General features: G+C 68.1%; 12 protein-coding genes, 1 tRNA gene and 1 pseudogene. 8 read left to right on the top strand and 6 right to left on the bottom strand.

Going from position 1 to position 13,251, the window contains the following annotated elements; genetic code table 11:
• The first annotated feature begins 102 nt into the window (after positions 1 to 102).
• The 5 genes from OH735_RS19745 to OH735_RS19725 all read left to right on the top strand — a co-directional run bounded on the left by OH735_RS19745 (position 103) and on the right by OH735_RS19725 (position 3,881).
• A complete protein-coding gene (locus tag OH735_RS19745; protein ID WP_406382835.1) occupies positions 103 to 495 on the top strand; it encodes a hypothetical protein in 393 nt (130 codons plus the stop codon).
• Between the two features lie 307 nt (positions 496 to 802).
• Positions 803 to 970 (top strand): hypothetical protein, encoded by a 168-nt coding sequence (locus OH735_RS19740; RefSeq protein WP_266359515.1) that lies wholly within the window; start codon positions 803 to 805, stop codon positions 968 to 970.
• 13 nt (positions 971 to 983) lie between these two features.
• The gene (locus tag OH735_RS19735; RefSeq protein ID WP_406382834.1) at positions 984 to 2,168 is read left to right on the top strand and encodes a JmjC domain-containing protein; all 1,185 of its coding nucleotides are present in this window, start codon (positions 984 to 986) and stop codon (positions 2,166 to 2,168) included.
• Positions 2,165 to 3,076, top strand: coding sequence for an aldo/keto reductase (locus OH735_RS19730; RefSeq protein ID WP_406382833.1), 912 nt, complete (start codon positions 2,165 to 2,167; stop codon positions 3,074 to 3,076). The genes OH735_RS19735 and OH735_RS19730 overlap by 4 nt, the downstream gene beginning before the upstream one ends.
• Before the next feature lie 19 nt (positions 3,077 to 3,095).
• Positions 3,096 to 3,881, top strand: a complete 786-nt coding sequence (locus OH735_RS19725; protein WP_406382832.1) for a hypothetical protein — start codon at positions 3,096 to 3,098, stop codon at positions 3,879 to 3,881.
• Positions 3,882 to 3,957: 76 nt separating this feature from the next.
• Here the strand turns inward: OH735_RS19725 and OH735_RS19720 are convergent, their stop codons facing one another.
• The 5 genes from OH735_RS19720 to OH735_RS19700 form a co-directional block, all read right to left on the bottom strand.
• A complete protein-coding gene (locus tag OH735_RS19720; RefSeq protein WP_406382831.1) occupies positions 3,958 to 5,676 on the bottom strand; it encodes a mobilization protein in 1,719 nt (572 codons plus the stop codon).
• Between the two features lie 4 nt (positions 5,677 to 5,680).
• Positions 5,681 to 6,256, bottom strand: a complete 576-nt coding sequence (locus OH735_RS19715) for a plasmid mobilization protein (RefSeq protein ID WP_406382830.1) — start codon at positions 6,254 to 6,256, stop codon at positions 5,681 to 5,683.
• Between the two features lie 86 nt (positions 6,257 to 6,342).
• On the bottom strand, positions 6,343 to 7,164 hold the full coding sequence (locus OH735_RS19710; protein ID WP_406382829.1) for a DUF2637 domain-containing protein: 822 nt from the start codon (positions 7,162 to 7,164) through the stop codon (positions 6,343 to 6,345).
• Positions 7,165 to 7,358: 194 nt separating this feature from the next.
• Positions 7,359 to 8,579 (bottom strand): DUF3631 domain-containing protein, encoded by a 1,221-nt coding sequence (locus OH735_RS19705; RefSeq protein ID WP_406382828.1) that lies wholly within the window; start codon positions 8,577 to 8,579, stop codon positions 7,359 to 7,361.
• A gap of 234 nt (positions 8,580 to 8,813) precedes the next feature.
• Positions 8,814 to 9,044 carry a hypothetical protein gene (locus tag OH735_RS19700; protein WP_401988629.1) on the bottom strand — a complete coding sequence of 77 codons (231 nt, stop codon included), beginning with the start codon at positions 9,042 to 9,044 and terminating at the stop codon, positions 8,814 to 8,816.
• 109 nt (positions 9,045 to 9,153) lie between these two features.
• On the opposite strand from OH735_RS19700, the gene OH735_RS19695 reads away from it, so the two are divergent.
• Together OH735_RS19695 and xerC are read left to right on the top strand one after the other, a co-directional pair.
• Entirely contained in the window at positions 9,154 to 9,819 is a 666-nt protein-coding gene (locus OH735_RS19695) for a transcriptional regulator (RefSeq protein ID WP_406382826.1), read from the top strand.
• Positions 9,816 to 11,429 carry a tyrosine recombinase XerC gene (xerC, locus tag OH735_RS19690; protein WP_406382825.1) on the top strand — a complete coding sequence of 538 codons (1,614 nt, stop codon included), beginning with the start codon at positions 9,816 to 9,818 and terminating at the stop codon, positions 11,427 to 11,429. The genes OH735_RS19695 and xerC overlap by 4 nt, the downstream gene beginning before the upstream one ends.
• A gap of 33 nt (positions 11,430 to 11,462) precedes the next feature.
• On the opposite strand, the gene OH735_RS19685 is transcribed toward xerC, so the two are convergent.
• Positions 11,463 to 11,535, bottom strand: a tRNA-Lys gene (locus OH735_RS19685).
• A gap of 318 nt (positions 11,536 to 11,853) precedes the next feature.
• Between OH735_RS19685 and OH735_RS19680 the strand changes: the two are divergent.
• Positions 11,854 to 13,165, top strand: a pseudogene (locus OH735_RS19680) (IS200/IS605 family accessory protein TnpB-related protein); the annotation flags it as partial.
• Between the last annotated feature and the right edge of the window lie 86 nt (positions 13,166 to 13,251).

Below are 13,251 nucleotides of genomic sequence, written 5' to 3'. Positions count from 1 at the left end.
GCTTTCACGGTCACGCCTCCCTCCTACGGTACCCGGATGGGCACATCTCGCAGTTAGCTCTTCACACGCCGCAACCAAAAGCGGACACGAGAGGAGCGCGTGATGACCGCTGTGACAGACAAGGACCGATCCCCGAGCGTCGACGCTGCCGATCCGGAGGCACTGCCGATCGACGTCGAAGCCATCAGCGATGTCGTGACGAAGGCTTTGGCCATCACGCTGTCCATGCCTGATCGGCAGGAAATCGACCTGACAGCCACCCAGTTGCGTGGAGCGCTGAACCTGTTCGTGACGGAAGAGCTGGGCTTCGACGAGGACCCGGTCGTTCGGCAGATGTACAGGGACGCTTACCGCCTGACGGAGCTGAACGCCCGGCCGACGGCTGAGACTCCGCAGTTCGTTGCCTTCGATTACACGCGTGAACTCGGCCGACTGACGAGACGTTTCGTCAGTCTCTACCGCGAGCGCCATCCGGAGGGCACCAACGATGGGTAGCCACCGGAGACGCCGGTGACCGACAAGCGGCGGCTGCACGACTGGCGTGAGTGGGCGGGCGCTCTCCTCCCCTTGCTTGTCACCGCCCCCCTCGGCCTTCTGATCTGGTATTTCGGCAACCACTAGCCCCACAGACTCCGCCTCCGAGCGACGACTCATGGCTTCCCCAACGGCCTGACGCCGCAGAGGCGGGAAGAACCCTGCCCGGCTGTTCTCGTGAGGGTCGGCAGTCGGGCGGGCGTACGACGAGTGCGGAGGACCGCTCCGCACTCGACCGGCAAGTGCAAGAGAAGAAGAGGAGTCAGCGATGGAGATCCAGCACGAAACGCAGGCGGACTCGGCGCACACAGCCCTGACGGCGCCCATCACGGGTGACAGCCTGCTCGTCGCCCGTGCGCAGGTGAAGGCGGCGCGGGAGCGTGCGTTCATCCCGTCGGACAACACCGGCGGCCGGTCCGACAGCAACGATTCCTGACGGGACCGGACACATGACCGCTCAGCCCCACGCGGTCGTCGCACGCCTCGGCGAGGACTTCCTCGCCGAGGCGTTCGGCCGCACCTTCCGCGTCATTCCTGGCGATGCCCAGTGCATTGCCGGACTCCTCGACTGGGACGACCTCAACGAGATCATCGCCCGGCACCGCCTGGAACCACCGCGGCTCCGTCTCTCCGCCGACGGCGTGGTCGTTCCCCTCGACGCCTACACCGTGCGTGAAGTAGCCAGGCGCCGAACGGTATGGCATCGAATCCACCCCGCCTCCCTGCACGAACAGCTCGCCCAGGGCGCCACCATGGTGATCGACGCATTCGATGAACTGCACCCAGGCGTACATGGTCTTGCCCATGCTCTTGAGGCCAGGCTCCGCTCCAAGGTCCAGGTGAACCTGTACGCCTCCTGGAAGCCGCGCGAGGGCTTCGGGGTGCACTGGGACGACCACGACGTGGTCGTCGTCCAGGTGGACGGCCACAAACGCTGGAAGATCTACGGACCGACCCGCGTCGCCCCCATGTACCGCGACGTGACCGAAACCGCCCCGCCGTCCGACGAGCCCGTCGCAGAGTTCGTCCTCACACCAGGGGACATCCTTTACCTGCCCCGTGGCTGGTGGCACGCCGTCTCTGCCTCCGAGGGACAGCGGTCGCTCCACCTGACGTGCGGGCTCAGCTCCACAACCGGCGTCGACCTCGTGTCCTGGGTTCTGGACACCCTGCGAGCAGAACAGACAGTCAGGGCAGACCTCCCTCATTTCGGGTCCTCCGATCAAAAGCAGCATGTCGTTGACCAGCTGCGCGACCTGCTCGTCAAAGAAATGGCTAACGGAAGCCTGATCGATCGCTACTTCCAGCACCGGGACGCGGACGAGCCCGTACGGTTCCGGCCCAGCCTGCCCTTCGTGGACGCAGTACCGGCCGACCCTGGCGTCAGGGCGCGGATGCTCACCGCACGCCACACGCTCAGTACGACGGACGACGGCAACGCCGTTCTGACGGCAGGCGGCGAGTCCTGGACCTTCACAGCGCCCGCACTGCCCTTGCTGAAGCGTCTCGCCGACCGATCGGAACACCGGCTCGCCGACCTCGTCAGCGACACCGAACTCACTCTGGGGCAGGCGGCTGCCGTGATCAGTGAACTCGTGAACGGCCAGGTCGCCTCGGTCAGAGGCACGCAGTGAGGGGCGCCGAACTCGGCCTGGGCACCTATCGCACGGCCGGCGTTGCGGCCGCCGCCCAGGCCGCGATCGACCAAGACGTTTCCTGGATCGATACGGCCCCGAACTACCAGCGCGGCACAGCCGAGGAGCAGCTGGCCCCCGTGCTAGGCGCCTTCCCGTCCGTACGTGTGTCGACGAAGGTGGGCTTCCTGGACGCTGCCCGCCAGGTGCGGGCGACGAAGGAGGGCGTGCTCACCCCTTCGCGGACCGAGAAGGGGTACTGCCTCGAACCGTCATATGTGAGGTGGCAGGCAGCACAGAGCAAGGCCGCCCTCGGCCGGATCCCCGACATCACGTTCGTCCACAACCCCGAACACGGTGGACCAGAGCCACACGAGCTCGACGCCCGCCTCCTCAAAGCGTTCCGGACGCTGGAGGAGTGCTGCCGGCAAGGACTGATCAAGGCGTACGGCGTGGCCACGTGGTTGGCGCTGCACGACGGGTCGCTGACGGTCGACCGTCTCATGGAACTGGCCCACAAGGCCGGAGGCCCGACCCACAAGTTCGCAGCGATCCAGCTCCCTTTGAGCCTCGTGCAGCTGGGGCCCATCGCCGACGCGCTGAACGGCCGGGGCGTTCTCTTCGACGCCCACGCCCTCGGCCTGGAAGTCTTCGCCTCGGCACCACTCCATGCCGGAGAGCTGCTAGAGATGGTCACTCCCACCGTCGCGCAGGAAGTGCATCCGGGAACCACGCCCATACAACTGCTGCTCGGGACAGTCGCCTCCACACCCGGTGTGACACGGATCCTGCTGTCGGCCAGCACCACGAGCCATTGGACGGCAGCCGAGCAGGCCGCCGCCCCGCCCCTCCCACGCCTCTTCGACAGCACCGAACTGAGAAAGATCGTCGATGCCTTCCGCGCCTGACCACGCCACAGCAGAACGAATGCGACGAGCATTCGAGTACGCCGCCACAGTCTTCTCTCTCAATGCTGCAGGCAGTGAGGAGACCTGGGGGTGGGACGGTAAGACCCTGAGCGGCCCGGCCAGCGGCCACCTCTGGCTGCGGGTGGCCGAGACCAAGGCAGAGAAAGCAGCCAGCGCATCCTGGAAGGGACCGGAAGAAGCACACGAAGCGATGCCGGACCGCGTTCCGCGTCCTCGCTTCCGCGGGGCTTTCGAATGGTCGACCGACGCGTACGCCTACCGTGCCGAGGTCCACAACCGCGCCAATGGCCGGCCGCTCAATCGGTCGCCCTTGGCGCCACCGGGCCTGGACCTCTCCGCCGTGTGGTGGGCCCAGCTACGCGATGCGCTGGACACGATCTCCCTCGTGTCCACGAGCCGTGTAGCTGTTCGCCAAGAACGGCTCCACTGGGCCTTGCCCCGCTTCCTCGGGACGGACGTGGCCACCGAAGTCCTGGAGTGGAGTACCGCACACGCCGACATCCAGTGGTCGAATCTGACCGGTCCCGAGCTCTTCATCCTGGACTGGGAGCGGTGGGGACTGGCTCCAGCCGGCTACGACGCGGCCACCCTCTACATCTCCAGCCTCGCTGTCCCTTCGGTTGCAGACCGCGTCCTCCGCGAGTTCAAGCCCATCCTGCAGTCCGCCTCCGGCTGCCTCTCCCAATTGGTCGTGGCCAGCGAGTACCTCCAAGGGATCGAACGCGGAAACAACCTGGAACTCGAGGCGCCCTTGCGAAAGCACCTGACCCACCTGCTCGGTTGACCCACCCTGTGCACCTGCTTGAGGGCAGGCGGACAGGGTGCCGATGGGCGTCACGCCCAAGACGTCGGTTCCGTTCTCAACGCCGACGAGGGTGCGCAGCCGCCGTACCTGGGCTGGTGGCGGGCGGAGCGATGTGCCGACCCTGTTTAGCCGGTCGCTTGTCGGCTCGCGCAGCGGTGGGCATCTCGGCGGGTGCGAGATCGAGCCGGTACAGGCGCCAGATGAGCACCTCGCTGACGGAGTCCGCGCTGTCGAACTCCCGTTGTGCTGTGACCGTGTGGAGGAGGACCGAGGGGTTGTGTCCGGCCCGCTGGGCTTGATCCAGCATGACCGCCAGGGCGGGCCAGCTGGCCTCGGTCTGGACGCGGCTGGCCAGTTCAGGCCGTGCGGAACGGATTGCGGCGATCTGGTTGTGCTGTGTCCGCGCAGAGAGCCCTTCGCCGTATGCGCGCATGTCGGCCAACAGACCCGCAGCAGCAGTCCGGTACGCCGTGCGCAGGTGCATGGCGGTTTGGCGTGCGGCTTCGGCTTGCTGGGCGTGCTGGTGGGCGGCGTGCCAGTGGCCGGCGGCGACAACGGCGAGGATCAGAACGTCCAGGACCAGAGCGGTGGCGGCACCGTCTGCTCCGTGTCCGAGGGCATGCCCGGAGTGGACGATCTGGCGAGCGGCCCGTCGGAGTGCGTACATCCGGGTCTGTTCACCGCGAATATGGGAACGGGCTGCGCGCTCGAAGGTCCTTGCGGCATCTCGGAGTTCCTCATGCGGACGGCCCAAGGTGGTTTGAGCGAGAGCGTCGAGGACCTCGCCCACCCCGACGATGTGGGCAGCCGCAGCCTCGTCGTCGGGGGAAGCGATCATGGTAAGTGCCGTATCGAGGGCTTCGGCGGAGAAGCGGCGGGCGCGGCCCGGCGCGGATTCGCCGGCCCGTTCCACGAGGGCCGGGGGCTCGGGGACGTCTCGTTCGGTAGTGAAGCGCTCACGGATTTTGGGCAGGGACAGGTCAGGTGCGAGTTTCGAGCCCGAATACCAGATGGGTTCCTGCTTGGCATTGCGGTCACCGACGAGGTCTACGGAGTAGCCAAGAAGGTCGCCGGACGGGGCGACGCGCTTCTTGATCCGTACGCCTTCGGCGGCAAGGCGGTCAAAGAACTCGGTCTCGTCGGGAGCGCCGGCGAGGGCGCGGTGGACGTGTTCTCGCAGCAGCTCACGCGACGTGGCCTCCTGGCCGAGACGTTCAGCTTTGCGCCGTTCGGCGCTGGTGGGGCGTTTGGCGGCGGTGCCGTCGCCCTTCTTCAACTGGCGCAGGCCGAATTCCTTCTCGATCTTGCGGCATTCCGCCTGGGCTCGGGTGGCGTCCTTGTGGCGGCGTGGCTGGGTGCGGTCGGCGCGTACGAGGGTGGCGACGAGATGGATGTGGTCGGGGGCGTGCCGGACCGCGATCCAGCGGCAAGCTTGCTCATCGCCCTCGGGAGCAATGCCGGTGGCGTTGACGATGCGGCGGACGACGGTGGCCCAGTCCTTGTCGCTGAGGATGCGGTCGGTGTCCGCGGTGCGCACCGAGCAGTGCCAGACGTGCTTGGACGGGGCCTTGTCCTTCAGGGCGTCGACCCACTGGTCGAGATCGGCGGCGAGCTCGGAGAACGTGGCGCTCGGATCGCGGCCGGGATCGACGACGAAGGGGTCGTAGGCGGCGACGATGTGCGGGTCGACGTGAGCTTCGATGTCGCTGGTTCGGTAGAGGTACTTGAGCAGGCCGATCGTCCGGCCGCCCGGCGGGTTGATGTCGGGGACCAAGGACTCAGCTCACCAGCTTCCGGGCGGCAGCTTTCACCATGGCTGCGGACTCGCAGACCTCGTTAGTGGCGCGAGCGAGGTGGACGACGTCGCCGCCGGAGTTCAGGATCCGCGCCATCTGATTGATGTTGTTGCCGACACGGGCCAGGTCGACGCGGGCCGCTTCGAGCCTGTCGAAAGCCTCGTCCTGGTCAAGTCCGTTCCGACCGTGGAGTTGTGCGTGGACCGCCTGAGCGATGAACCGGGCTTTGGAGACACCCTTCGCGTCGGCTGCGGCCTGGATCTCTGCGTCTTCGGCCTCGCTGGCGCGGAAGGTCAGGCGCTTCACGCGCTGCCGCGGCTGGCGGGAGCGTCGGCGGCCCCGCTTGGCAGCGGGCTTGTCTTGCTGGTGGCCGCCCTCGGCCACCAGCTCCGGGTTCGGCACCCCCTGGCGCCGGACCTCCTCCGCCACCCCCGGGGCGGAGGCAAGCGCGCTGGACCGGCCCTTGGACGGTCCAGCGCTACAGCTTGCTCCGCCTGGAGCTGGGGTGTAGGTCATCTGCTTCTGAGATGGAGGGAGTTCGTGGTTGAGGTCGTGCATGTGGACTCCTGCAAGGGGTGGTGGTGAGGACCCGCCCTTCCCGTGCTGATTCGGGGAAGGGCGGGCGAGGGCGACGGGTTGTGGGGTCAGCCGGTGCCTGCGGTGGCCTCGTCGAGTTCGGCCTGCAGCAGGTTCTTGACCTTGTCCAGGCGGCTTCGGGAGATGCCGAACCCCTTGTCCCGGATCGCCTTCTCGACGTTGCGGCGCGAGACACGGTCGGCCCGTCCGAGGGGAGCCGTACGACCGATGTCGATGGCCTGCTCCAGCGAAATGCTTGGCGGAGTACCTCCCGGCATACCTGCCTGGTACGGAGCCTTTGCCAGGTGCTTCGCGGCGGGCTGCGCCACGTCGTTGGCGCTCGTGGCGGTTGGCGGTGACGTTTCGCGACCCATGTCTCCCACGGCGGGTTTGTGGCCGTCATTGGCGCTGTGACCGATGGGGTTGTGGCGGCCGGCGGTGATGGGGCGTCGGGCGACAAGGAGGTAGAAGTGGACGGCTCCGGCCAGGGCGAGTGGGGCGATGGCGGAGATGGCTCCGACGGTGATGTCGTCGAGGGCGAGGCCGTTGTGGCGGGTTTGCTGGTTGAGGCGGATGGCGTGCAGGACGTTGGCCCAGATGCTTGTGGCGGTGGCGATGCCGACCAGCGCCGAGACGTAGAGGCGGGCGGACAGGGGTGCGGTTCGCAGAACGAGTAGGGCGCCGATCCCGATGGCGATGAACCCGTCGATGACGAGCGGGAAGGCGTAGGTGAGCGCCGGGTGGATGTGGCTGGCGGCGGCCATCTGGCGCAGGGCGTCGTAGGAGAGGGCGAAGGCCGCCACGGCCAGCAACGCCACGCCCGTGCGGATCGCGGCGGCCAGGGGCACCGGGGCAGCGGTCGGCGCTGCGGCGAGGGCAGGGGAAGGCAATGGAGAGTGCTCCAGGGGTACGGAGGTGCGGCTGACGTGGCCCGGTGAGGGGGAGAGAGACCCGTCGCGACTCGTTGCATGCCTGGTCAGGGCAGGTACGGGTGGGGCGGTGATGTCGAGTCGACTCGTCACCGCCCCTCGACTCGTCACCGCGCTGACCTGCGCGGGGACGAGTCGCGACGGGTCGTGCCGGGTCAGGCCCCGGCCGTGGCTTCCGGTGCGAGTTCGGGGCAGTAGCGTGCCCAGGAGTCGGCGAACTGCTGGCGGGTGAAGCCCTTGGCCTGGACGTGGCCGTGGAAGCGGTGATTCGCCGAACCGATGCCGTACTCCTGGAGCAGGATCTGCAGGCCCCGGGCGGTCAGGCCGTTGGCGGTGTACTCCGGCCACGGGGTCTCGTCGTCCCGGTTGAGGATGTCGAGGAGCCGACTGGTGCGGAGCATCGGCGGGTCGCCTTCGGTGGCGAAGGCGCGGCGGATGTCGGCCAGGAGGCGGATGCCCAGGCTGCTGCGGTCCTGGTCCTGCTCGGCCTCGTGCTTGGCCATGACCCGGCAGGCGGTACGCGCGAGGTGGGGCCATGGTCCGCCGGCGAGGTCGGCGACGGACACCAGCGGCTGCCAGGTGTCGGCCGCGCGGTCCTGGACCGGCATGGCCGGTGTCAGCTCCATCGCGTCGGCGTGGAGCGGGGCCAGCCAGGCGGCGAGCCGGTCGCGCAGGGCGTGGAGGGGCGGGGTGTCGCGGTAGGTGCGGAACTCGGCCACCTTCTCGCCCGGCCTGCGGCGGCGCATGCGGATGACGATCGACCGGTCCATGATCGTGTCGGGCAGGTCGCCGATGCCGGCGAGGGCCGCCATGGCGAAGGTGGGGAACTTCGCGACCTCGTGGTTGGGGCCGGAGACGCGGAGGGTGGGGCGGTTGCGCTGGTGTCCCGCGTTGAGCAGGCCGCGCATCTCCTCGTTCTTCTCCGCGACCTTCGCGGAGCCGAAGAGGGTGTCGGCCTCGTCAACCAGCAGGGTGGGCGGGGTGTCGGTGATCGACCGGAACACCGCGGCGGCCGAGGCGTTGACGGTGATCAGCGGATCGTGGACGCTCTCGGTGATCACGTCCAGCAGCCGCGACTTGCCGCACCGCTTCGCCGGTCCGACGACGGCCAGCCGCGGAGCGTGCTGCCATGCGGTCTGCAGGTGGGTGGCCGCCACCCACAGGGTTACCGCCGTGAAGGCTTCCTCGCTGGGCAGCACGACGTACCGGCGGAGCTGCTCCCGTAGCTCCGTCAGCACCCGCTCACCTTCGGAGGCCGAGGAGTTGTCGGGTCCGTCCACGGACGGCCCAGGCTCAGACGGCTGTCCGGGTATGGCGACCGGCGGCCAGGATGGCTTGTCGGAGGTGGAATAGGGCTCGGTTGCTTCGTGTTTCACGGGGGCAGCTCCTCGTCTGGCGGTGGCGGGCTTGCGCGCCCTTGCCGCCGGGTTGGTTCTTCGCGGGCCGTTGGGGGTTGCTGGGGCCTCCGGCGTTGCACCGCCGGGGGCCCGTTCCCGTCTCGCGGGCGCAAGGCCATCGCGAGGGAACACGGACGGTACGTCGACGCCCGCCAACAGTCCAGCGATTCTGTGTCAGCTCAACGCAGAATGGCCTGCTACGCTGCCGCCCTTTCACGCCGCCAGCCCCAGCAGATCCAGCAGATCCGCAGTCACGACGCGGTAGGCGCTGCCGAGCCTCAGAACCTTGCACGGGTACGCACCCCGCTTCGCCAGCTCATAACCCTTGCTCCGGCCGAGCCCCAGGGCGCGGTTGCTTGTCTCCAGGTCAACAGCCACCGGAAGGGCCAGCAGATCCTCCCGACTCATCCCCTTCGAGCGTCCTGATGTGGCGTTTTCACGCATGCGGCATCCCTTTCGGCACAGCCCTCGGCGAACGTGGCCATCACGTCCGGCTCCAGGCACCCACCAACCAGCATCCTCAAGCTAATGTGTCTGCATGACACAACACGGTATGGATGATGAAGAGGACGACTTCCCAGAGTGGGTGGACCGGGTCAAGGCAAACGTGGCCGGCGAAGTCCGCCGGAGACGGAAGGAGATGGGGTGGAGCGCACAGGACCTGGCCGACCAGTGCGAGCAGCTCGGACACCCCATCCCGCGCAACGTGATCGCCAACATGGAGTCCGGCCGCCGGGCCAGCCTTCCGCTGGTGGACGTCATGGTCCTGGCCGCCGCCCTGGAGACGTACCCGGCCTGCCTGATCTTCCCAGTCGGATACGTCGACCAGACCCAGGAACTCCCCTTCCAGAGCCTCGTCCCCACCTGGGACGCCCTACGGCGCTTCACCGGCGAACAGGAAGTGCCCGGATACGACCCGGGCCTGGTCCCCGACTTCGAAGCCCACGCCAGCCTCGTACGCACCGCCCTGGCCGCCCTCGAAGAAGAAGAACAGGCACGGTTCACGGCCAAGACAGCAACCGGCCGCGCACAGCAGGAAGAAGCCGAACGCAAGCGCACCACGTACGCCGACCAGGCCATCTCCGCCAAGTACAGACTCCGCCACCTCCGCCGGGAACTCCGCGAGGACGGAGCCACCCCACCCGACCTCCCACCCGCACTCCACGACGTCGACCCACCCGACTCGGCCCCTGACACCACCACGGAGGAACGCCTTTGAAGGGCTCCACACACCGCCGCTGCTACTGCCGCGACCCCAAGACCGGCAAGCCGCTCGGCAAGAAGTGCCCCAAGCTCACCAGCCGCAAGCACGGCTCCTACGCCATACGCCAGGAACTCCCACCCCGTGAGGACGGCACCCGCCGCTCCTTCAACCGCGCCGGCTACGAGACGCTGAAGGCGGCACAGTCCGACCTGGACCACGTACGGGCTCTCATCTCCATCGCCGATTCCGACGACGAGCACGACCTGGCCCGCATCGCGGCCCTGCTCGAACAGGTCGCGGACGAGAAGGCTCCGCTGCCCGACATCGAGGACACCCGCAGGCGCTTCAGGGCGGGACTGGACCTGATCGGCCGACGTACCGTAGGCGAATGGCTCGACCAGTGGCTTCTTTCGAAGAAGTCACGCAAGACGACGCTCAACGGGTACGCCTCGCACATACGCGTGCACCTGAAGCCGCGCATCGGCCATGTCCGCCTCGACCGTCTCAATGTCGGCCACCTGGTGGAGATGTACGACGGCATAGCCGACGCCAACGAGGTGGTCCAGGCGGAGAACCTCGAACGCCGCGAGCAGATCGCCAGGTGCAAGCCCAGCAAGGCCGGCCGCCCCATTGCAGCCGAGCGGGCGCGGCTCGCCGTCGAGCGGGAAAAACTCGCCGAGATGAAGCCTTTCCGGAAGATCACCGGCCCAGCCACGCAGCAGAGCATCCGGCGCACGCTGCGAGCGGCTCTGAACGCGGCGATCGCCCAGCAGCACATCACCTTCAACCCTGCCTCCCACGTCGAACTGGAGTCCGGCAAGCGCCCGAAGCCCCTGCTCTGGACGACCCAGCGGGTGGAGCGCTGGCGTGCCACCGGTGAACTGCCGTCACCGGTGATGGTCTGGACGCCTGCGCAGTTCGGCACGTTCCTGGACGCGGCCGAATCCGATCGGCTCTACGCTCTCTTCCACCTCGTCGGCACCCGTGGCCTTCGCAGGGGCGAGGCCGTTGGCCAGAGCTGGACCGATGTCGACCTGAACGCCGGCCTCATCACCCCGGCCAAGGAAATCGTCGTCGACGGCTGGGACACCTACGAGTCCGCCCCCAAGACCGACGGCAGCGCCAGCACGATCGCGTTGGACAGCGTCAACGTCGCTCTTCTGTGCGAGCACCACAAAGCGATGCTGAGCGCCCGGGAGAAGTGGGGCGACGCCTGGAACGAGACCGGCAAGGTCTTCACCCGTGAGGACGGCTCCTGGCTGCACCCGGAGACGGTTTCCGAGACGTTCCGCCGCATCCTCGCCACCACCGACCTGCCGCCGATCACTCTGCGCGACCTGCGTCACGTCGCGGCCACTCTCATCCACGGCGGGGGTGGTGACCTCCACACGATCAAGGAGACGCTGCACCACTCCACGATCACGCTCACGTCGGACACGTACACGAGCCTGCTGCCCGAGGTCGACAAAGCCGCGGCAGAAGCCGCCGCCGCGCTGGTGCCACGTGCCCGTAGGGCCCCCTCCGTAGCCCCTGCTGTCGGACCGTCCGCTCACGCATCGCTCACGCACGAGGTCGGGGAAGACGGAGCGCCCCGACCGAATGAAACCGATCGAGGCGCTAAGTAGCAGGTCAGAGGGTTGCCCCTCCCCCGCTGTCGGTAGGCCGTGTGGGACTCGAACCCACAACCAACGGATTAAAAGTCCGCTGCTCTGCCAATTGAGCTAACGGCCCCCGGCGAATCACCCCTGAGCATAGCCCGCCGGGGCCCGGCCGCCGATCGGGTATCGGTTACCGGGCCCTGTCACGGTGGGATCCGCGGGGGTTCTGCAGGAAATGTGCGGGGGCTCAAGGGGTACGGGCAGGCGTCTCAGAGGTTGTGAGCTGCTGTCGGTTTGCTGAGCTGAAGTGCGTTGGAGTGAGCCGGAGTGGGTCCTGTCGGCGGCTTCATGGGGTGGGAACGGGAGTTCTGGGGCCGAATGGGTGACCTTGGCGGCTGGTGCTCGTTGGGCTGAGTGGCAGGTGTCCGGTCTCGTGGGAGGGGGTGACGTGGTGCGTGGTGTGCGGGAGTTGACGGCACCGTTCGTGGCGCCCGGGCCTTGCGGGGTGGCGGTCCGGGACCGTCTCAAGCACCTCACGCCCCAGGACGAGAAGGTTCTGCGTGAGGTCGGCGCGTATCAGGGCGCGCTCACTTCCCGTGACCTCAGGGCCCGTTGCGCGGATGGGCTGGAGCACAGCGCGAAGACGTGGGCTTCGCGTAAGCGGGACCTGACCGGGGTGTCGTCGTCGCGGATCGCCGGTGCGATCACCAAAGCCACACATGACCAGTGGGCGCTGGCCCGGCGTTGCCAGGCCGCGCACATCCGGAATCTGGAGGCCGGGATAGGGACACTGCGGCACCGCCTGTCCCTCCCGATCGGCACGAGGGGCACCAAGCGAGCAGCCGGTGGCTACCGTTCCAAGGGGCGAGTGGTTCCACAAGTCCCGCCGCCTCGCGGCGCTGGAGGCCCGGCATGCTGCCGCTGTCGCCGACCGACAGGCCGGACGCGTCCGGGTGGTACGGGGCGGCAAACGCCTCCTCAACACTCGCCATCACCTCGCCGACGCCCACCTCACCGAGGAGCAGTGGCGGGAACGCTGGGAGGCGGAGCGCTGGTTCATCGCCGCCGACGGCGAGTCAGGGAAGCGGTTCGGGAACGAAACAATCCGCGTCACCCCGGACGGCGAGGTCAGCATCAAACTGCCCGCCCCGCTCGCCCACCTGGCCAACGCCAAGCACGGCCGGTACACCCTCACCTCGACCGTGGCGTTCGCGCACCGCGGCGTGGAGTGGGCCGACCACACCGAAGCGAACCGAGCCGTCGCCTACCGCATCCACCTCGACACCGACCGCCGCCGCTGGTACCTCACCGCCACCTGGCAACGCCCCGTCGTCCAGACCATCCCGCTGGAAACCGCCCACGCCCGGGGCATGATCGGCGTCGACACCAACGCCGACCACTTCGCCGCCTACCACCTCGACCCGCACGGCAACCCCATCGGCGACCCGCACCGCTTCCCCTACGACCTGTCCGGCACCACCACCCATCGCGACGCCCAGATCCGTCACGCACTGACCCGCCTGATCCACTGGGCCAAGCAGGCCGGTGTGACCGCGATCGCCATCGAAGACCTCGACTTCACCACCGAGAAGACCCGCGAGAAGCACGGCCGCAGGAAACGGTTCCGGCAGCTCATCTCCGGCATCCCGACCGGCAAACTCAAGGCCCGGCTGGTCTCCATGGCCGCCGAACACGGCCTGAGCATCGTCGCGGTCGACCCCGCCTACACCTCGATGTGGAGTACTCAGGAAGGGCGCGCCCCGCAGGCCGCGCCCTTCCTGAGCTCCCACCGCCTCTTCTTCGGCTCTCGCCGGATCGGCTGATCCGCGCGTCCCGCGCCTCAGCCGAT

Origin of the sequence: Streptomyces sp. NBC_01618 (assembly GCF_045209435.1) — a bacterium.
Taxonomy (GTDB): Bacteria; Actinomycetota; Actinomycetes; order Streptomycetales; family Streptomycetaceae; genus Streptomyces.
Note: the sequence above shows the minus strand (reverse complement) of the source record. Positions and strands in the feature narration are given on the sequence as shown.

Bases quoted from the DNA above. Each gene is read 5' to 3' on its own strand.
- OH735_RS19745 (WP_406382835.1), top strand. From the start codon at position 103: ATGACCGCTGTGACAGACAAGGACCGATCCCCGAGCGTCGACGCTGCC.
- OH735_RS19740 (WP_266359515.1), top strand. From the start codon at position 803: ATGGAGATCCAGCACGAAACGCAGGCGGACTCGGCGCACACAGCCCTG.
- OH735_RS19735 (WP_406382834.1), top strand. From the start codon at position 984: ATGACCGCTCAGCCCCACGCGGTCGTCGCACGCCTCGGCGAGGACTTC.
- OH735_RS19725 (WP_406382832.1), top strand. From the start codon at position 3,096: ATGCGACGAGCATTCGAGTACGCCGCCACAGTCTTCTCTCTCAATGCT.
- OH735_RS19715 (WP_406382830.1), bottom strand. From the start codon at position 6,256: ATGCACGACCTCAACCACGAACTCCCTCCATCTCAGAAGCAGATGACC.
- OH735_RS19700 (WP_401988629.1), bottom strand. From the start codon at position 9,044: ATGCGTGAAAACGCCACATCAGGACGCTCGAAGGGGATGAGTCGGGAG.
- OH735_RS19695 (WP_406382826.1), top strand. From the start codon at position 9,154: ATGGATGATGAAGAGGACGACTTCCCAGAGTGGGTGGACCGGGTCAAG.